The organism is Dasania sp. GY-MA-18 (genome assembly GCF_024734385.1).
GTDB lineage: Bacteria > Pseudomonadota > Gammaproteobacteria > Pseudomonadales > Dasaniaceae > Dasania > Dasania phycosphaerae.
The window spans coordinates 241,013-260,079 of sequence record NZ_JANHAP010000001.1; the positions used below are offsets into that span (position 1 = coordinate 241,013).

Genomic DNA, 19,067 nt, shown 5'->3' on the forward strand with positions numbered 1-19,067 from the left:
CATTTAGGTGAATAAAGATCTTTTATGTGACTAACACTAAGCAAATTTAGCAAAAGCAACTATCGTCAATAGTAAGACTCGCACTTTCTAAGGTGACCACTGTGGACTTTAGCCTCAGCGAAGAACAAATCCTCATCCAACAAACCGCCCAGCACTTTGCCCAGCAAGAGCTGGCCCCCATAGCCGCCGACATAGACCAACACCGCCAGCACAATAGGTTTTTAGATAACCTTAAACAACTAGCCGAGCTGGGCTTTATGGGGCTGGGGGTTAACAGCCAATACGGCGGCAGCGAGGCCGGTACCGTTGCTTTTAGTTTAGCCATTACCGAGCTAGCTAAAGCCTGTGCCGCTACCGCCACTACCACCTCGGTGACCAATATGGTGGCTGAGGTAATACAAGCCATAGGCAATGAGGCCCAAAAACAGCGCTACCTCCCCAAAATATGCAGTGGCGAATACGCCGCCGCCAGCTTTTGCCTCACCGAACCACAGGCAGGCTCAGACCCAGCCGCCATGCAAACCAAGGCCGTTAAACAAGGCAAGGGCTGGCGGCTAAACGGCAGCAAGCTGTATATCACCAGCGCCCTCTATGCCGGTGTATTTGTAGTGTGGGCCGTTACCGACCCCAACGCCCCCAAGGGCAAGGGCATCAGCTGTTTTTTAGTCGAGGCGGGCAGCAAAGGCTTGGATATAGCCCCTCCCGAAAAAAAGATGGGTCAGCATGGCTCTTACACCAGCGTGGTTAGCTTTAACGATTGTCATATCCCCCACAGCGCTTTACTCGGCAGCGAAAACAGCGGCTACCGTATAGCCGTAGCCGAGTTGGCTGGCGGCCGCATAGGCATAGGCTCACTGGCCTTGGGTATAGGCTTGGCGGCCATGGATTATGCCAAACACTTTATGACTGAGCGCGAACAATTTGGCCAAAAGATAGGCCACTTCCAAGGCCTGCAATGGATGTTGGCTGATAGCTATACCGAGTTAGAAGCCGCTCGCCTACTTCTTATGCAGGCCGCCAGCTTAAAACAGCAGGGCCAGCCTTTTGCCACCCAAGCCGCCATGGCCAAGTTATACGCCTCCGAAAAAGCCAACCACGCCTGCTATACCGCTTTGCAATTATTAGGCGGCGCCGGTTATTTACAAGATCATCCATTAGAGCGCATGAGCCGCGATGTAAGGCTCACCACTATTTACGAAGGCACCAGCGAAATTCAGCGGCTGATTATTGCTAGGGATTTACTAAAAGAAATCTTATAACACTCAGCTAGAGACAGAGAACTAGAGACTGAAATTAGGGACGACAGCCATGAGCGAAACATTATTAGTCCAACAGCAAGAACATATTGCGATTATCACCTTAAATAATCCACCCGCTAACACCTGGACCATAGCCAGCCTAAAACAGCTAGAAAATATAATAACCGAACTCAATAACAACAAGCGCAACTGCGCCCTCATCATACACAGCAACAGTGAAAAGTTTTTTAGCGCCGGTGCCGATCTCAATACCGTTAATCATCGTGATAAGAGCCTAGCTTTAGAATTTGCTCAAGCCTTTGGCGATGCTTTTCAAGCCCTTAGCGATTACCAAGGTGTTTCCATCGCCGCCATTACCGGTTACGCCATGGGCGGCGGTTTAGAAGCCGCATTGTGCTGCGATATACGCCTGTGCGAACAACAAGCCAAAATGGCTCTGCCTGAAGCTTCTGTGGGTTTACTACCCTGTGGCCTAGGCACCCAACAACTGCCTTGGTTGATTGGCGAAGGCTGGGCTAAACGTATGATTTTATTGGGCGAGCATATTAATGCTAAACAAGCAGTAAACATAGGCCTGGTACAAGAGCTAGTTGCCACCGGCAAAGTTTTAACCAAAGCCTTAGAGCTAGCACAGCTAGCTGCCAAACAATCCCCCACCGCTCTGCGTCACTGTAAAAATCTCATTATGCAAGCACGCAACAACAGCATGGCCGAGGCCCTACAACAAGAAAGAGAATTATTTGTGCAATTATGGGATGATCAAAATCAACAAGAAGGGGTGAGTGCGTTTTTAGAAAAACGTCAGCCGGTATGGAAACCCTAAAAGTAAAAAACTTTAGCCGCTAAAATTATATTTCACCCACCCATAAGCACTATATAGAAAACTATGAGCAACAAACACAACATCGTCATCGTCGCAGCCAAACGCACCCCCATGGGCGGCCTGCAAGGTGAGCTAGCCAACATCCCTGCCACCGAGCTGGGCGCGGTGGCAATTAAAGCTGCACTGGTACAAGCAGCAGTAAGCCACATAGACGAAGTGTATATGGGCAATGTGGTATCAGCGGGTTTAAAGCAGGCTCCGGCTAGGCAAGCCTCACTTAAGGCTGGGCTGGACACATCCATACCCTGCACCACTATTAGCAAGGTTTGTGGCTCGGGTATGAAAGCCATCATGATAGGCCGTGACCAAATAGCTGCGAGCAATGCCGAGGTGATAGTTGCCGGCGGCATGGAAAATATGAGCGCCACCCCCTACTTACTGCCCAAAGCCCGACAAGGTTTACGACTGGGCCACGGCGAGGTGCTAGACAGTTTATTATTAGACGGTTTAGAAGATGCCGAAACCGGCGGCTTAATGGGCCACTTTGGCCAAAGCACCGCCGACAACTATAACATCAGCCGCACAGCCATGGATGCTTATGCCGTAGAGTCGCTAAAGCGAGCGCAGGCGGCCGCGCAACAACAACTAATGCAAGACGAAATTGCCCCTGTTAGCCTAGCTACCCGCAACGGCGAACACATCATTGCTCTAGATGAACAACCCGGCAAAGCGCAGCCCGAAAAAATCCCCCAGCTAAAACCCGCTTTTAAAAAAGGCGGCAGCATTACCGCCGCCAATGCCAGCTCTATCTCCGATGGTGCCGCCGCATTAATTTTAATGCGTGAAAGCCATGCCCTAGAGCAAGGCCATAAACCTTTGGCGCGCCTCATAGCACAAGCGACTCATGCGCAAGCCCCCAGCGAGTTTTGCCTAGCGCCCATAGGCGCCATCAATCAAGTGTTAGACCAGGCGGGGTGGTCAAGTCATGACGTGGATCTATGGGAGATTAACGAAGCCTTTGCCGTCGTTACCCTGCTGGCTATGCAACAACTGGGCTTAGATCACCGCAAAGTTAATATACACGGCGGTGCCTGCGCTTTGGGGCATCCGCTGGGAGCTTCTGGTGCTCGTATAGTGGTAACACTAATTTACGCTTTAAAGCGTATGGGGCTAAAAAAAGGGGTGGCCAGCCTTTGCATAGGTGGCGGTGAAGCCACAGCTATAGCCCTGGAAGTGCTTTAACGATAATCTAAACGCTGCAAATACGACTGATATATTTCTTCATACTGGCCGCTCTGTTTAATCTGCTCAAAGGCCAGATTAAACTTTTTACATAGCGATTTATCATGAAACGCCATACGACTATAGACAGGTTTGAAAACTGTGTGGAAAGTAAAATCTTGCGGCCGGATATTTTTATCGTTTAAATTTTTAATCGCCTGCAAAAAAATAAACATATCGCCCACGCTTACCTGGTAGCGATCAGCCAGCAACATACGCAATTGCAGCTCAGGCTTTGCAACCTCTAAATATGCACCGGTAATCGCTAGGCTAAATTCCTCACCCAAAAAACCTCTAGCCCCTTGAAAAGTGACAATGCTTTTTTCTTTAAAATCATCAATCTGGTTAATGACTAAGTGACTGTTGGCCTTGCTCACAGCCACATCTCGAAACCGGAATATAGGCGCAGACAAACAACCATCAACAGCGACTGAATCAAATACATTGCTAGCAGCGTCAACATGGCCGGATTTAAACCCCGCCCACAGGCCTTCATTGCTGTGACCAAAAACATACTTAGGCTGATATTCTGGTATCAGTTGAAAAGTGGCGTTAATAATCTCAGCAAACACCCCCGAATCACCCTGTTTCACATAATAGGGCTCGAAGTTACCCATAGCGATCGTGACCTCCCCAGCTAAGCTAGGAGAGCTAAGCAGCACAGCCAAGGTAAATCTGCAAAAATAACGCCTTAACATAGGACTAATTCCTTAGGTAAAAACTGTTAAGCAACTCCCTCCATTAAGCCCATAACATGATTAATAATTATAGCGCCAATTAAAAGCCGCGCTATAGCACCAATAGTTATAGCGAAGCCTTAGTTGACGTTAACGTAAACGGCAGCTAGCTTAAGTACTAGGTTGGTTAACACCTTCTTTATAGCCCTTTTCTATAGGCCTTACCATGAGTAAACCCTACCGCATCTCCGAGTTGGCAAGTGAATTTGGCATCACAACTAGAACCATACGTTTTTATGAAGAAAAAGGCCTATTAACGCCAAGTCGGCAAGCTAATAGCCGTCTATACAGCGATAGCGACAGAGTCATACTCAAGCTAATTTTACGTGGTAAGCGCTTAGGGTTTAGCCTGCAAGAAAGCTGCGAAATTATTGCCCTTTACAACCCACAGCAGGGCAATGAGAAACAGCTGCAAGTATTTCTTAACAAGATACAACAAAAACGCCAGCAACTAATCCAGCAGCAACATGATATAGAGATCATGCTGCAAGAATTAAAAAATTCCGAGCAACAATGCCTGGCCTACCTAGCCAATAAATCAAATAGCGCCTAAGGTTTTATCATATTCCAGCTAGACCTACAGCAGGCGCCTATCATGAACAGCAGCTATCCAACCCTCAACTACCACCTAGGCGAAGAGATAGATATGTTGCGCGACAGCGTTTATCAATTTTGCCAAAAAGAGCTAGCCCCTCGCGCCCAACAAATTGATAGCAGTAATGAGTTCCCCATGGATATGTGGCAAAAGTTTGGCGACATGGGTTTGTTGGGCATTACCGTTAGCGAAACTTACGGTGGTAGCGCTATGGGTTATTTAGCCCATGTGGTAGCCATGGAAGAAATCAGCCGCGCCTCGGCCTCTGTAGCGCTTTCTTACGGCGCTCACTCCAATCTGTGTGTTAATCAAATTTTTAAAAATGGCAGCGAGCAACAAAAGCAAAAATACCTACCCAAGCTTTGCAGCGGTGAGCATATAGGGGCGCTAGCCATGTCGGAGCCTAATGCCGGTTCCGATGTGGTCAGCATGGCACTTAAAGCCGAAAAAAAGGGCGACCACTATATTTTAAACGGCAACAAAATGTGGATCACCAACGGCCCCGATGCCCACACCTATGTCATCTATGCCAAAACCGATAACAGCGCTGGCAGCAAAGGCATCACCGCCTTTATTGTCGAACGCGATAGTGATGGTTTTAGCCGCCACCAAAAATTAGACAAGCTAGGCATGCGCGGCTCCAACACTTGCGAGCTAGTGTTTCAAGATTGCGCCGTACCCGCCGCCAATATTTTAGGTAGCGTAGGGCAAGGGGTAAAAGTATTAATGAGCGGCCTAGACTATGAGCGCACCGTACTAGCCGGTGGCCCCGTAGGTATTATGCAAGCCTGCTTAGACGTAGTACTACCCTACTTACACGACCGCAAACAATTTGGCCAAAGCATAGGCGAGTTTCAACTTATGCAAGGTAAAATAGCCGACATGTATACCGAGCTAGCCGCCAGCCGCGCCTATTTATATGCCGTAGCCCGCGCCTGCGACTTAGGCGAAAGCTCACGTAAAGATGCCGCCGGGGTTATTTTATACAGCGCCGAAAAAGCCACCCAAATGGCACTGCAAGCCATACAAGCTTTAGGCGGCAATGGTTATATCAACGAGTTTACAACTGGCCGCCTACTGCGCGATGCCAAACTCTATGAAATAGGTGCGGGCACTTCCGAAATACGCCGCATGTTAATAGGCCGAGAATTGTTTGAACAGAGTCGATAGATGGCAGTTTCTAGTCTCTAGTCTCTAGAAAACTAGAGACTCATAACTAAAGTCCACCAAGAGATTTATCCTATGAGTATTATCAAAACAGCTATCGATAAGCAAAGTACCGCCTTTGCAAAAAATGCCGCTCATATGCAAGCTCAGGTTGATGACTTACAGGCCTTGTTAGCAACGATTAAATTAGGGGGCGGCGAAAAAAATCAACGCCGTCATCAAGATCGCGGAAAATTATTAGTACGCGACAGAATCCAATTACTTATCGATAAAGACAGCCATTTTTTTGAGTTATCAGCGCTGGCCGCTTACCAAGTCTATGAAGAGACCGTGCCCGCCGCCGGTATTATTACTGGCATAGCTGTTATCCATGGCCAGCAATGCATGATTATTGCCAACGATGCCACGGTAAAAGGCGGTACCTATTATCCACTGACCGTAAAAAAACATTTACGCGCCCAAACCATAGCCGAGCAAAATCAACTGCCTTGTATTTACTTAGTCGATTCCGGCGGTGCCAACCTCCCCCACCAAGATGAAGTATTTCCCGACCGCGAACACTTTGGCCGTATTTTTTTTAATCAAGCTAATATGTCAGCTAAAAACATCCCCCAAATTGCCTGTGTAATGGGCTCTTGCACAGCCGGTGGCGCCTATGTACCCGCCATGGCCGATGAATCAATTATCGTTAAAAACCAGGGCACAATCTTTTTAGCCGGCCCGCCCCTAGTTAAAGCAGCCACGGGTGAGGAGGTAAGCGCCGAAGAACTAGGCGGCGCCGAAGTACACTGCCGAAAATCCGGTGTCGCCGATCACTACGCCGAGGATGATTTGCACGCCATACAATTAGTGCGGCAAGCCGTTGCCCACCTCAATCGCAAAAAAAATAACAGCCTAGCAAGCCAAGCCATTACTGAGCCCTTATACCCCGCCGAAGAACTGTACGGCGTTATTCCTACCGATAGCCGCCAGGTTTATAGCATGCATGAAATTATTGCTCGCATAGTGGACGGCTCTGAGTTTCACGAATTTAAAGCACTCTACGGTAAAACCCTAATCTGTGGCTTTGCGCATTTATACGGTAAACCTGTGGGCATAGTAGCCAGTAATGGGATTTTATTTAGCGAGTCTGCACAAAAAGGCGCGCACTTTATCGAGCTGTGCGCGCAGCGAAAAATCCCGCTGATTTTTTTACAAAATATCGTCGGCTTTATGGTGGGTAAACAATACGAGCAAGGCGGCATAGCCAAACACGGTGCCAAAATGGTTACCGCCGTAGCCACCGCACAAGTGCCTAAACTCACCGTATTAATAGGCGGTTCTTTTGGCGCAGGTAACTACGGCATGTGCGGCCGCGCCTACGACCCCCGTTTTTTGTTTATGTGGCCCAATGCCCGTATCTCGGTGATGGGGGGTGAACAAGCCTCTGGCGTATTAGCGCAGGTTAAGCGCGAGCAAAAACAAAAAAACGGTGAAAGCTGGAGCGAGCAAGAAGAAAATGACTTTAAACAACCGATTAAAGAAAAATACGAGCAACAGGGCCATCCCTATTACGCCTCAGCACGGTTATGGGACGATGGAGTTATAGACCCTAAAGATACTCGAGCAGTGCTAGGCAGCGCCTTAGAGGCCAGCCTGAATGCACCTATAGCCAGCACTCAATTTGGGCTCTTTAGAATGTAGCCATATATGCGCTATAGATAGCTATAAATGCTAACTATTCGCGTCAATTAGCCATAATTGTTAAGTTTTACGCGAGAGTATCCCCTCACTTTTGTATACAATGGCCTAACCCCCATCTATTAGAGGCCCAACATGGCAACTAAACCGTTAAAAACCGTAGGTAAAAAGAAACAGCCAGCCGCCGTAGAAACTTCCGAATCTATAGAAGACAAAGTGCAGGCCTTTCTCAAAGCAGGCGGCACAATAGAGCAAGTGGGCTCGGGTGTTAGCGGCCAGCAAAGCATGGCGCCCCCCAAACCCAAGCCTAAACCTGCCGAACCGACTGAGCCAACACCACAAAACTAGGCCACAGCTAAAACCATAAGCCCGCAGAGTGCGCATAAGCCATAAGCCTAGCTATGCCCTCTGCCCGCCCCTACTCGCTATACAGCGATTAAACAGCAGCTAAAATATAAAAAAAAGCAGCAACAGCCCTATACCGTCCCAGCTAGTAGACTAATAGGCCATACCATGACTGACAGCACAGCGAATACAGTAAGCACCACCATCAGCGCCAATGGCATAGCCACCGTTACCCTCAACCGGCCAGAAAAAAATAACGCCTTTGATGACAGCATGATTGCCCAACTAATCGGCCACTTTCAAGCCATCGATAACGACCCCAATATACGCGCCATGATTTTAGCCGCTAGCGGCAAAAACTTCTCCGCTGGTGGTGATTTAGCCTGGATGAAACGCATGGCCAGTTACAGCTATGAGCAAAACCTGCAAGATGCCCACGGTTTAGCGCAAATGTTAAAAACGCTTAATTTTATGAGTAAGCCAACTATCGCCCGCATACAAGGGGCCGCCTATGGTGGCGCAGTAGGTTTAGCCTGCTGCTGCGATATAGTTGTTGCCAGTAGCGACGCCAAGTTTTGTTTAAGCGAAGTTAAAATAGGCCTAATCCCTGCGACTATCGCCCCCTATGTAATAGCCGCTATAGGTGAACGCGCCAGCCGCCGCTACTGCCTTAGCGCCGAGCTAATCGATGCGCAAAAAGCGTTGCAATTAGGCATAGCCTCAGAGGTGGTGGCCAGCAACGAGCTAGACAACTGCATAGCCAATATCTGCAAGCAGCTGCTTAGCAACGGCCCCAGCGCCATGAGCGCCGCCAAGCAATTAATTTTTGAGCTTGCTCACCAGCCTATAGATGCAGCCATTATAGAAACCAGCTGCCAAGCTATAGCCCAGCGCCGCGCTGGCCCTGAAGGGCAAGAAGGCCTAAGCGCCTTTTTGGAAAAACGAAAACCGCAGTGGTATAAAGATCAATAAAAGCCAACTGGCGCGTAAATAATATATAGAGAAACTCCATGAGCACCCTGCCCAGCACCGTAAAAATTGTAGAAGTAGGCCCCCGCGATGGCCTACAAAACGAATCACAAACCATACCCACCGCCGTCAAAATTAAACTGATAGAGCTACTGACCGATGCCGGCCTCAATTACATAGAGGCGGGCAGCTTTGTAAACCCCAAGTGGGTGCCACAAATGGCCGACAGCGATCAGGTTTTTCAAGGCATCAACCGCCGCCCTAATACCACCTACGCCGCCCTCACCCCCAATATGCAGGGCTACCAGCGCGCCATGGCCGCCGGTGCCAACGAGGTGGCGATTTTTGCCGCCGCCTCAGAAAGCTTTAGCCAAAAAAATATTAACTGCTCTATACAAGAAAGCTTAAACCGCTTCGCCCCCATATTAGCTGCTGCCCAACAAGCGCAAATCCCGGTGCGCGGTTATATCTCCTGCGTGGCAGGCTGCCCCTATGAGGGCGCGGTCAGCGCCACCGCCGTAGCCGATATAGCCGAGCAGCTCTTTACCCTGGGCTGTTACGAAATATCACTGGGCGACACCATAGGCGTAGGCACGCCGGGTCAAATTACCGAACTCATCGCCCGCTGCAAACAACGCCTGCCGGTAAGCAAACTGGCGGTACATTTTCACGACACCTACGGCCAGGCTTTAGCCAATATTTATGCCGCCTTATTAGCTGGCGTTAACGTAGTCGATAGCTCTATTGCGGGCTTAGGGGGCTGCCCCTACGCCAAAGGTGCCAGCGGTAATATTGCCACTGAAGATGTGCTGTATATGCTCAACGGTTTAAACATCGCTAGCGGCGTAAAGCTGGATAAACTGTTAACCGCTGGCCACTATATTAGTGAGTTTTTGCAACGCCCCAGCGGCTCTAAAGTCGCCAACGCCAAAAGCCGTTAAACAGCCTAACGATTAATTGCTAGTATTAGCAGCGATTACTTACCACTATCAACAATAACTTTGTATATAGGCTTTTATTATGTCCACCGCGCCAACACTGACCGATGCCACTTTAACGCTAAACCAAGCTGTCGCCACCCTAAGCTTTAACCGCGATGATGTGCGCAATGCGCTAACGGGCACCACTCTCATCGATGATATTTGCAATACCGTCGAATGGATTAACCGCGATAATAGCGTCAGCTGTTTAATTATTACCGGCAACGGCAAAGCCTTTAGCTCGGGCGGCAATGTTAAAGAAATGCGCGATGGCGAAGGCATCTTTGGTGGCACCCCCGCCGAGATTGCCGAAAACTACCGCCGCGGCATACAGCGTATTAGCTTGGCCATGCACAGCATAGAAATCCCCACCATCGCCGCCATAAATGGTGCCGCCATAGGCGCAGGCTTTGACCTTAGCTGCATGTGCGATATACGCCTAGGCTCAGAGCACACCCTGCTAGGCGAAACCTTTATCAACTTAGGTATTATCCCCGGTGATGGCGGCGCCTGGTTTTTACAACGTTTAGTAGGCTACCAACGCGCTGCCGAACTCACCTTTAGCGGCAGGCTTATTAAAGCCGAGGAAGCCAAAGAGCTGGGCATTTTATTAGAGTTAGTCAGCGCCGACGAATTGCTGCCCCGCGCCCAAGAGCTGGCCGCCAATTTTGCCAGCAAGCCACCACAGGCTTTGCGCATGACCAAACGACTGATGAAAAGCGCCCAGCGCCTAGAGCTGGCCGACTTTTTAGACCTGTGCTCCAGCTATCAAGCCAGCTGCCACCACAGCGGTGATCACCAGCGTGCAGTAAACAGCTTTTTAGACAAAACCAGCCCTGAATTCCAAGGTAATTAATGCGCACCGCCGCCACAAACAGTGAACCTGGCAGCGCTGAAGCTGTCCATATACTAGCCCTATAAGCTCACCCACTTATCAGCAGGACCAAGACCATGAAAACTCTCTGCTTAGCACTCATCTCTGCGCTACTACTCAGCGGCTGCATGACCCACAGTACAGCGCCACAACAATCCGACGATGGCTTACAGCTAGTCAGCCCATCTAACTTTGATACCTTATACCTGCGCCCCGGCACCGATTTTAGCCGCTACAGCACGCTACAGTTTGAGACTATGCCGCTAAGCTATAGCGACGAACGCCGGCCACACAAGCTCCCCAACCTAAGCGATAAAGACTTTCAGTTTAGCGACAAGGAGATGGGCTATTTTCAAGAGCGCGCCCGCAAAGGTTTTAGCGCTGGTTTTGACAAAACCAATGATGCCCAAGGCCAGCTTATCGTGCGCAGCAGCATTAGCGAGCTTTACCTAACGGCTCCCATTAAAAACAGCATTATTCAACCCGACAAAAGCTTTGTGCAAGAGAGCAGCCGCATGGTGATTACCACCGAACTGGTAGACGCCAATAGCCAACAGGTACTGCTGCGCGCCACCGACAAGCTTAAAACCGGCGATATAGGCACCAACAGCAACAACTTAAGCCGCATGAACAGCGTGACCTACTGGCAGGATGTATACCGCGAGTTTAGAAGCTGGGGCAGCCGCCTAAAAAGCGCCAGCCAGTAAACAGCTATCACCAAAGGGGCTTAACCAGCCCCTTTTTTGCCCCTCCCCTTAGCAAACCACAAAGTAACCACTAACTCAGTAAAACATGGCGCTAGCGGCCACCTTGCTGTAAGCTGCACGCCCCCAGCATGGCGGTCTTGGTAACTGTAGCTATTAGCCAAACATTAATAGCCGCAGCCACGAATCCCATGCGCCACACTATGCGAATACCCGGCATACCTTATATCGCCGCGGACGCCACCAGAGATACCTTAATGAAGTTTACCGAACTAGGCTTATCAGCCCCTATACTCCAGGCTGTAGCCGAGCAGGGCTATGAAACCCCCTCACCCATACAAGCCCAAGCCATACCCGCCGTGTTAGAAGGCAAAGACATTATGGCCGCCGCCCAAACCGGCACCGGCAAAACCGCAGGCTTTACCCTGCCCCTGTTAGAGCTACTTTCCAAAGGCCCCAAAGCGCAAGGCAACCAAGCCCGCGCCCTAGTGCTTACCCCCACCCGCGAACTAGCCGCCCAAGTAGGCGAAAGTGTTGCCCTATACGGCAAAAACTTACCGCTAAAATCTGCAGTTGTTTTTGGCGGCGTAAAAATCAACCCGCAAATGATGAAGCTGCGCAAAGGGGTAGATATTTTAGTCGCCACCCCCGGCCGCCTAATGGACTTATACAATCAAAACGCGGTTAACTTTAAGCAGCTAGAAGTATTAGTACTGGACGAAGCCGACCGCATGTTAGACATGGGCTTTATTCGCGACATTAAAAAAATCCTGGCGATATTACCCAAGCAAAGGCAAAACCTTTTATTCTCAGCCACCTTCTCTAATGAGATACGCGAGCTAGCCAAGGGCCTGGTACACAACCCGGTAGAAATTTCGGTAACGCCGCGCAATGCCGCTGCCAAAACCGTGACCCAAGCGGTATACCCCGTAGATAAAACCCGCAAAACCAGTTTATTGATTCAATTAATTAAAGAAAACAATTGGCGTCAGGTGTTAGTGTTTAGCAAAACCAAACACGGTGCCAACCGCTTAACCAAACAGTTAGATGCAGCCGGTATTGCCGCCGCTGCCATACACGGCAACAAAAGCCAAGGCGCACGCACTAAAGCCCTGGCCAACTTTAAAGACGGTAGCGTACAAGTGCTGGTCGCCACCGATATCGCCGCCCGCGGCATAGACATAGACCAGCTGCCCCACGTAGTAAACTACGAACTGCCCCACGTATCCGAAGACTATGTACACCGCATAGGCCGCACCGGCCGCGCCGGTGCCGAAGGTGAAGCGGTATCCTTAGTCTGCGCCGACGAATTTAAATTACTAGCCGATATAGAGCGCCTAATACAAGCCCTAATCCCTCGCAAAAGCATGGCGGGTTTTGAACCGGTACACCCCCTGCCCGAGTCGCGTTTAAACACCAAACCATTTAAAGCCAAAAAACCCAAAAAACCACACAGCGGCCACCGCGATGGCCAACGCTCGGGCGAAATGGCCCAAGGCCACCAAGCCCCCGGCCAACGCAGTAGAGCAAACGCCAATAGCGATGGCAACAACGCCGCCAAGCCCAATAATAATCGCCGCCGCAAGCCTAGCAATAAACCGGCTGGTGGTGGTAACGGTAGCCAGGCTCCGCAGAATGCTAATCGTCCGCGTAAGGCGAATCCTAATAGTGGTAGGCCGCAGCGTAGTGGGGCTGGTGGTAGTGTTAGCGGTAATCGATAAACCCTTCCGCACTGCCCTGTCATGCCGGGCTCCGACCCGGCATCTAGGCAACAGCTTTACACTCGCTGTGTTATTTTTTATTTTTAGTAATTTGCTTTTAACTTAGCATGTGTTTCGCCCTGCTGAGCGGGTTCATTATTTTGATTCAAAATGCAAGCTAGATCTCCAATATCTATTTTGTCAGCCACCAGCCATTGTTTCTTAGTGAATTATGCATCTTGCTCCGATCTCAGAAAACGTGTAACGCCCGCATTAGCGGCTGGTTTGGAGCGCAGCGGAAAACCAGTCCGACAACACGCGCTTGTTAGCTCTACCCCTCAGCATCTACCTCACGATCTTCTTCGGGAATCCTTCCGGCTTCTCTCAAGAGGGTTAGAACAGATTCTCGATCATCATAAAAATCTTCAAGTATTCTCTGACAATAATGCCTCGCTGCCTCGACATCTTCCTCTGGTATTTCATGCCAATCGTCGTGCAAAACGTCATTGCCTAGAACTCTAATTTCATCATGAGCCCTACGCTTCCGCGCTTGGGTTATTACACCATCTTCAGCGGCAGCTTCAATTTGTTTGTACAAATTAGGTTCTTGTTTGGTTTTATACCCATTTGCACGTAGTGTTTTATCAAGTACCGATCGAATTAGCCCCGCTGCGGCCCTTATGCACTGGCTTTCCAAGCAGGTTTCGGCTTCGCGAAATTCAGTTATGATACCCTGCGGAACTGAGCGAGGTATGGATAACCTCTGCTTACTTTCTGGGAAGAATTTTAAAAGGCGATTATAAGATCCAGGATAGTTTCCTCCTCCGCCAAATTTTATAACTCCAAACGCTCCCATTCCGCAGCCTGCGCATTTAAACAATCTATAAGAGATGATGCAGTCCCGCCAATGCCGGTCTTCTTCTCTTCTTTCGTGAGCCCCAATTGATCGGCCATCTACTTTCCATTCGAAAGTGCTTCTACCTCCACGACAACCAGGGCAATGGCTGACGATAGATCCTTCTTGTTCATTTAAATGTGCCATGATGTTCCTTTGGAGCTAACGCCTTGCACACGGGCCGAAACGTAGCGGTGAAACCGCGCAGTGGAGGTCCGAGCCCAGCTTGCTGGGCTGTACGTGCTGCAGCTTGTTATATTATTAAGGGACTTTAAAACTGTTTACTGATTGAATTAGCTTGGACTTATTCATTGGCCAATTGATTTTTGAGTCAGTTGCAGTCGCTAGGTAAAAATAACTACCACGTTTAACTGCTTTGGCATAAAAATGAAGGTTTTGCCCATTCATGTTTCCTGAATACTCGAAATGCAAAGTGTCATCATTTTTACTTGAGCTAACAATAGTTAAACCCATTTGTTTAAATTGAGCTTCTGATAATTTTATGTAGTCATCAATTGAACCAGGATAGGCTTGTATTTGAACGTTCACATTTGCAGCGAAGCCATTGGATGGAGGTAAAAACATTTGTAAGGGTTGTGAGCCTGCAGGGCTAGGCTTATCATCAAGTAAATCAATGCTAAATCCATATTGCTCGAATTTTGCTGGCTCTGCAGTAACTAAAGATGATAAAAGGCTTATAAAAATAATAGTAAAAACTTTCACTTAAGACTCCTGTCTCTGATTTGATGAAATATAACGCTTATGGCATGGGCAGCGGCGCAGCCGTTGTCCAGCCCGCTTGCGGGCGTGCATGCCCATGATTGTTAGGTGGTTTACGCACTTAGATAAGCCCACTCAAATTTAACTTTGCCATCGGAGTACTTAATATAATAAGTTGAAGTTTGATTGCCAATGGCAATGTTTATTATGTGGCCGTCTAGCTCGCTGCAATCTTTGTTAATATGAAAGTAATAGTCAATATTGGTGTTATTTTTGTGATTTTCACTTTTATTGAGAATGCTTGTTATTGCTAAAATAGATACCCCCGAAGAGTTAGTAATGCTTATGTTTGGCTCATGGTCTTTGGGGGCCGTAATGTAAAGGTAAGATAATTCTTCATTACCCCAATAAGTAGGAATGATTGGCGGTAGAGGTACTAAGATGAACGCCATCATAGAATACATTTTTCCGGGGCATGACATGCTGGCAGACAAGGCTTGATGACTTAGTTCATTAGCTTGTGACTCTAGCTCAATGAATTCATCTTTGCCTGCCATGGAGATTGCGCAACCGTTAAGCATGATTGCGAGAGTGATTAATAAAATGCCATTTAATAGTTGCACGATTTTATTCACCTAACAGCTTTATTAACTCGAATGGCTATATTTAGACATTATGCCTACATTTGAACTAATTGACCTATATCCACCCATTTTCGCCTAAATATACACAGCTTCGGGCACCTATATCTAGACATTTTTATGTAAACTATTCACAACCCCAGCTTGAAAACTCAAGCATTCCACCAAAACCTGCTACGAAGCACCCAATTCCCCTTGGGAGTCGCCGAGCAACGGAGGAAAATAGCGGCACGAAGTAGCGAGGACTGTTTGAGTGTTTTGAAGATTAAATATCTTCAAAATGCGAGTTCCGCAGCGGCCGTTATTTTGTGAGTAGCACAGGGCATCGGCATAGCCGACGACGTACTAGGGGTGCCCTTTGCTTTGGTTACTTTCATTTGGGCAAGCACAAATTGCACCGCAATTTGAACGCCTGTAGTAAAAAGGCGCCCGCAGGGTGAAAAAATGCGAAGAGCATTTTTGAATCAAAAGAAAGTAACCCGCCCAGCGGGGCGAAAAAGCAGCAATCATCAAAATAAAAAATAACACAGCGAGTGTAAAGCTGTTGCCTAGATGCCGGGTCGGAGCCCGGCACGACAAACATTACTCCTTATGCTGAACAACTCTAATCATAGACCCGAACCAAAGAATCAAAGTCGATAAAAATAAACCACCACAAAAAAACCAACTACGAAGCACCCAAGATCCCCTTGGGAGTCGCCGAGCAACGGAGGAAAATAACGGCGCGAAGCAGCGAGGACTGTTTGAGTGTTTTGAAGATTGAGTATCTTCAAAATGCGAGTTCCGCAGCGGCCGTTATTTTGATTCAAAAACACTGAGGTGTTTTTTCACCCTGCGGGCGACCTAAAGGTCGTCCAAATTGCGCGCAATTTGTGTGAGTAGCACAGGCTTATTTATAAATATATAGGGGCGTAGCCGACGACGACAAATTGGCAGGATAGCTAATTTGCACAGCACGCAGTGTTGCCTTTAGGTGAGGCACATGGATGTGCCGAATGAAGTAGGGGGTGCCTTTTACTTTGGTTACTTTCATTTGGGCAGGCACAAATTGCATCGCAATTTGGACGCCTGTAGTCAAAAGGCGCCCGCAGGGTGAAAAAATGCGAAGAGCATTTTTGAATCAAATGAAAGTAACCCGCCCAGCAAGGCGGAACGGCAGTAACGATCACAATTAAAAAACAATAAAGAAAACTAAAACATTGGGTACCGGGTCAAGCCCGGCACGACACCCCCCCACTATGCTGAACAACTCTAATCATAGACCCGAACCAAAGAATCAAAGTAACTCGCCCAACAGGGCGAAACAAAAACCCGACGCCAAACAAAAAAAGAAAAAACAGTAGATACCGGCTCGGCGGCCGGTATGACTAGATCGAGAATAGCGGCCCAGCACTAGCACCACAATTATAAAGAGCAAAACCTCCAGACAATAAAAAAGGGCAAGACCGAAGTCTTACCCTTTTCCCAAACCCTTGCGAGTTTGCTTATAGCTAAATTAGGAGACCTAATTAGATAGCTACGATGTTCTCAGCTTGTGGGCCTTTTTGACCTTGAGTTACAGTGAACTCAACACGTTGGCCTTCAGCCAAAGTTTTAAAGCCAGAACCAGAGATAGCAGAGAAGTGAGCGAAAACGTCTGGGCCGTTTTCTTGCTCGATAAAACCGAAACCTTTAGATTCGTTGAACCACTTAACAGTACCAGTAGTAGTAGACATAATAATATCCTAAATTTTCAAAAGTAAATAAAGCCAATAATGGCCGTTGGGCTGGAAGTGTTGCTATTACTTATGAAATCAGGACGAGAATCTAAACGAATATCGAAATGGTGTGCATATTGTAAAAAACGTACTTTCAAGCTAGGTAGATTATATAGCGCTTAATAATTAAGTCAACGAGTAAAAGCGTAGCTAACCTTTGATTTTGCGGGTTTTATAAGGCAGCAGCCTACTGCCCTTCACCTTTTTTAGCATAGCCAGCAAAATCGATTTGGGTGACGTTACCGCAATCTACCTGCTCCTCGTTAAAAGTCATACTGGTGGGCTCTAAACCGCTGATCGCGCTACCCAGCGCAGCTTTATCACCAGGCTTGCTTTGCTGCAGGCGGGCGCTGATTTTTGCATCCAGCTGTAGGGGGATAAAAATCACGGCATCATACAGCCGCATCACTAAACGCCCTAATTCAACGCTAAGCGAGGCCAACACCCTAAACAATACGCTGGCGCAGTATAAAAGCAGCTGTAAGCTGCTGCTAAGCACCGGCCTAAAGGTTTGTACTGCGTATTCCAGCGGTATCACCACGGCGGCAAATAACCAGCAGGCAAAAAAGCTCATGATGGCCAAGGACCACTGCTGCAGGTCGGCCTGCATTACCCCAGCCATAGTTTCCATGCCGCCGGCCCAACTGGCCGATAACAGCGATAGCGCCAAAATCATTAACCCGGCCATGGCCGCCAAGCTATTTTTAAGCCAGCGCCTAAGTGGAGCCAGTAGCGGCAACATATGAGTCGCACCGGTGGTTTCGCACAATAGGACTGCCGCCAGAATCAACATAGCGCTGTGCATGGTAAGCACCGGCAAGCTCAGCGATAAGCTGCTGCCCAGCTGTTGGGCAAAAGGCAGTAGCAACAACTGGCTGTTATAAAACCCCACCAAAGCGGCGATAAACATTAACAAGCTGGCTAGAAAAAAGCGCGCTAATACCGAGGCCATAAAACCCTGGCCATTGCCGGCGGTTAACAGTTCATAGCGGCACATCTCTTGGTCTAGGCGGCGTATATCTCGTTGCAGGGTGGCACTTTTATTCTCAGTGGCGGCCAGTAATTGCCCCAGGCGGCGCCACTGCGGCTCTAGTTCGGCTAATAACTTATGGCGGTTGCTCACACTCCAGCGGTGTTCGCGCATGGCATCTTGCTGGTGTAACTGCACAGTATTGTGCATATCCGCCAAAATCTTGGCCATAACTTCGCTATTGCGCTCATCACCTTCAATTTGGGCGATAGACTCTACCGCGGCCACCCAATCAGGTGAAGGCGGCGGTATATGGGCGCTGTCTTCATAATCTTTTTGCAGGGTTTGTAGATGCTGGCTTACCACCTTGGACTTGCCTTTATAGTAGGCCAGCTCTTTTGCCACCCTAGCCTCTATGTCGCCATAGCGGCGCTGCACCCGGCGCTGCGATAATACCTCTACCAGCGCCTTGGTCACTTCGTAATGGCGCAGCCTGACGCGCTGCTCGGAGCGTATGCAAATCTTTGATAATAAACGGAATTGTTTTTGTAATACGCGAAAGAATTGTTCTATTAGGCGCTGCGCCTGAATGCGGAACAAATACATGATGACTAGCGCGGCCAGCCCTACAGCTATGGAAAACAACAACGGCGAGTCCGTGTAGTTCATGCCTAGCTCCTATAATCGTCTCTAATAAACTGCATTTTAGTGGAAACACCGACTATTGAATACGTTGACATTTGCCCATGCCGTGAACTAGGCAACGCTTTGCTGACAAAAATGTCTTTGGCAGCACGCGGTTAAAACTTAAGCTTTTAAAACCAGCAGCTTAGCGGCCATAAAAAGAATTAATCGAGGTATATGGTGTAAGCCCTTAAAATTTTTAGAAAAAAACTGGCACTAGTGAGCAATACAGACTAAACCTAAAGATAACAAAGCAAAAATGTTAGTAAGCAAAGCCAGCGCCGCT

Annotated in this window: 18 protein-coding genes; 12 read left to right on the top strand and 6 right to left on the bottom strand. The window is 48.5% G+C overall.

The features are described 5' to 3' along the window. Positions 1-101 precede the first annotated feature (101 nt). The 3 genes from NO559_RS01090 (at position 102) to NO559_RS01100 (ending at position 3,324) form a co-directional block, all read left to right on the top strand. Positions 102-1,259, top strand: coding sequence for an acyl-CoA dehydrogenase family protein (locus NO559_RS01090; protein WP_258329917.1), 1,158 nt, complete (start codon positions 102-104; stop codon positions 1,257-1,259). Positions 1,260-1,308: 49 nt separating this feature from the next. After that, entirely contained in the window at positions 1,309-2,082 is a 774-nt protein-coding gene (locus tag NO559_RS01095) for an enoyl-CoA hydratase (RefSeq protein ID WP_258329918.1), read from the top strand. Between the two features lie 63 nt (positions 2,083-2,145). Further along, positions 2,146-3,324, top strand: a complete 1,179-nt coding sequence (locus NO559_RS01100) for a thiolase family protein (RefSeq protein ID WP_258329919.1) — start codon at positions 2,146-2,148, stop codon at positions 3,322-3,324. Here NO559_RS01100 and NO559_RS01105 read toward each other — a convergent pair. Next, positions 3,321-3,980: an ABC transporter substrate-binding protein gene (locus NO559_RS01105; protein ID WP_258329920.1), complete on the bottom strand. Its 660-nt coding sequence runs from the start codon at positions 3,978-3,980 to the stop codon at positions 3,321-3,323. The two genes, NO559_RS01100 and NO559_RS01105, sit on opposite strands and share 4 nt — an antisense overlap. A 286-nt stretch (positions 3,981-4,266) precedes the next feature. On the opposite strand from NO559_RS01105, the gene NO559_RS01110 reads away from it, so the two are divergent. From NO559_RS01110 to NO559_RS01150, 9 genes are all read left to right on the top strand, one after another. Next, positions 4,267-4,653, top strand: coding sequence for a MerR family DNA-binding transcriptional regulator (locus NO559_RS01110; RefSeq protein ID WP_258329921.1), 387 nt, complete (start codon positions 4,267-4,269; stop codon positions 4,651-4,653). 42 nt (positions 4,654-4,695) lie between these two features. Then, positions 4,696-5,865: an isovaleryl-CoA dehydrogenase gene (locus NO559_RS01115; protein WP_258329922.1), complete on the top strand. Its 1,170-nt coding sequence runs from the start codon at positions 4,696-4,698 to the stop codon at positions 5,863-5,865. Between the two features lie 72 nt (positions 5,866-5,937). Further along, positions 5,938-7,545 carry a carboxyl transferase domain-containing protein gene (locus NO559_RS01120; RefSeq protein WP_258329923.1) on the top strand — a complete coding sequence of 536 codons (1,608 nt, stop codon included), beginning with the start codon at positions 5,938-5,940 and terminating at the stop codon, positions 7,543-7,545. Positions 7,546-7,677: 132 nt separating this feature from the next. Further along, the gene (locus NO559_RS01125; protein ID WP_258329924.1) at positions 7,678-7,890 is read left to right on the top strand and encodes a hypothetical protein; all 213 of its coding nucleotides are present in this window, start codon (positions 7,678-7,680) and stop codon (positions 7,888-7,890) included. A 165-nt stretch (positions 7,891-8,055) separates the two neighbouring features. After that, positions 8,056-8,859 carry an enoyl-CoA hydratase/isomerase family protein gene (locus tag NO559_RS01130; protein ID WP_258329925.1) on the top strand — a complete coding sequence of 268 codons (804 nt, stop codon included), beginning with the start codon at positions 8,056-8,058 and terminating at the stop codon, positions 8,857-8,859. 38 nt (positions 8,860-8,897) lie between these two features. Continuing rightward, a complete protein-coding gene (locus tag NO559_RS01135) occupies positions 8,898-9,797 on the top strand; it encodes a hydroxymethylglutaryl-CoA lyase (protein ID WP_258329926.1) in 900 nt (299 codons plus the stop codon). A 79-nt stretch (positions 9,798-9,876) separates the two neighbouring features. Next, positions 9,877-10,692, top strand: coding sequence for an enoyl-CoA hydratase-related protein (locus tag NO559_RS01140; protein WP_258329927.1), 816 nt, complete (start codon positions 9,877-9,879; stop codon positions 10,690-10,692). A gap of 95 nt (positions 10,693-10,787) precedes the next feature. After that, positions 10,788-11,417, top strand: coding sequence for a DUF3313 domain-containing protein (locus NO559_RS01145; RefSeq protein WP_258329928.1), 630 nt, complete (start codon positions 10,788-10,790; stop codon positions 11,415-11,417). Between the two features lie 254 nt (positions 11,418-11,671). Then, entirely contained in the window at positions 11,672-13,135 is a 1,464-nt protein-coding gene (locus tag NO559_RS01150; RefSeq protein WP_258330190.1) for a DEAD/DEAH box helicase, read from the top strand. 310 nt (positions 13,136-13,445) lie between these two features. On the opposite strand, the gene NO559_RS01155 is transcribed toward NO559_RS01150, so the two are convergent. The 5 genes from NO559_RS01155 to NO559_RS01175 form a co-directional block, all read right to left on the bottom strand. Continuing rightward, positions 13,446-14,156 (bottom strand): DUF4145 domain-containing protein, encoded by a 711-nt coding sequence (locus NO559_RS01155; RefSeq protein ID WP_258329929.1) that lies wholly within the window; start codon positions 14,154-14,156, stop codon positions 13,446-13,448. 114 nt (positions 14,157-14,270) lie between these two features. Continuing rightward, on the bottom strand, positions 14,271-14,732 hold the full coding sequence (locus tag NO559_RS01160; RefSeq protein WP_258329930.1) for a hypothetical protein: 462 nt from the start codon (positions 14,730-14,732) through the stop codon (positions 14,271-14,273). Positions 14,733-14,842: 110 nt separating this feature from the next. Next, positions 14,843-15,364, bottom strand: a complete 522-nt coding sequence (locus NO559_RS01165) for a hypothetical protein (RefSeq protein ID WP_258329931.1) — start codon at positions 15,362-15,364, stop codon at positions 14,843-14,845. Between the two features lie 1,514 nt (positions 15,365-16,878). Beyond that, positions 16,879-17,085 (bottom strand): cold-shock protein, encoded by a 207-nt coding sequence (locus NO559_RS01170; RefSeq protein WP_258329932.1) that lies wholly within the window; start codon positions 17,083-17,085, stop codon positions 16,879-16,881. Positions 17,086-17,314: 229 nt separating this feature from the next. After that, a complete protein-coding gene (locus NO559_RS01175; protein WP_258329933.1) occupies positions 17,315-18,766 on the bottom strand; it encodes a hypothetical protein in 1,452 nt (483 codons plus the stop codon). Between the last annotated feature and the right edge of the window lie 301 nt (positions 18,767-19,067).

Bases quoted from the DNA above. Each gene is read 5' to 3' on its own strand.
- NO559_RS01135 (WP_258329926.1), top strand. From the start codon at position 8,898: ATGAGCACCCTGCCCAGCACCGTAAAAATTGTAGAAGTAGGCCCCCGC.
- NO559_RS01155 (WP_258329929.1), bottom strand. From the start codon at position 14,156: ATGGCACATTTAAATGAACAAGAAGGATCTATCGTCAGCCATTGCCCT.
- NO559_RS01100 (WP_258329919.1), top strand. From the start codon at position 2,146: ATGAGCAACAAACACAACATCGTCATCGTCGCAGCCAAACGCACCCCC.
- NO559_RS01150 (WP_258330190.1), top strand. From the start codon at position 11,672: ATGAAGTTTACCGAACTAGGCTTATCAGCCCCTATACTCCAGGCTGTA.
- NO559_RS01140 (WP_258329927.1), top strand. From the start codon at position 9,877: ATGTCCACCGCGCCAACACTGACCGATGCCACTTTAACGCTAAACCAA.
- NO559_RS01110 (WP_258329921.1), top strand. From the start codon at position 4,267: ATGAGTAAACCCTACCGCATCTCCGAGTTGGCAAGTGAATTTGGCATC.
- NO559_RS01115 (WP_258329922.1), top strand. From the start codon at position 4,696: ATGAACAGCAGCTATCCAACCCTCAACTACCACCTAGGCGAAGAGATA.
- NO559_RS01145 (WP_258329928.1), top strand. From the start codon at position 10,788: ATGAAAACTCTCTGCTTAGCACTCATCTCTGCGCTACTACTCAGCGGC.
- NO559_RS01095 (WP_258329918.1), top strand. From the start codon at position 1,309: ATGAGCGAAACATTATTAGTCCAACAGCAAGAACATATTGCGATTATC.
- NO559_RS01120 (WP_258329923.1), top strand. From the start codon at position 5,938: ATGAGTATTATCAAAACAGCTATCGATAAGCAAAGTACCGCCTTTGCA.
- NO559_RS01130 (WP_258329925.1), top strand. From the start codon at position 8,056: ATGACTGACAGCACAGCGAATACAGTAAGCACCACCATCAGCGCCAAT.
- NO559_RS01170 (WP_258329932.1), bottom strand. From the start codon at position 17,085: ATGTCTACTACTACTGGTACTGTTAAGTGGTTCAACGAATCTAAAGGT.
- NO559_RS01125 (WP_258329924.1), top strand. From the start codon at position 7,678: ATGGCAACTAAACCGTTAAAAACCGTAGGTAAAAAGAAACAGCCAGCC.
- NO559_RS01175 (WP_258329933.1), bottom strand. From the start codon at position 18,766: ATGAACTACACGGACTCGCCGTTGTTGTTTTCCATAGCTGTAGGGCTG.
- NO559_RS01105 (WP_258329920.1), bottom strand. From the start codon at position 3,980: ATGGGTAACTTCGAGCCCTATTATGTGAAACAGGGTGATTCGGGGGTG.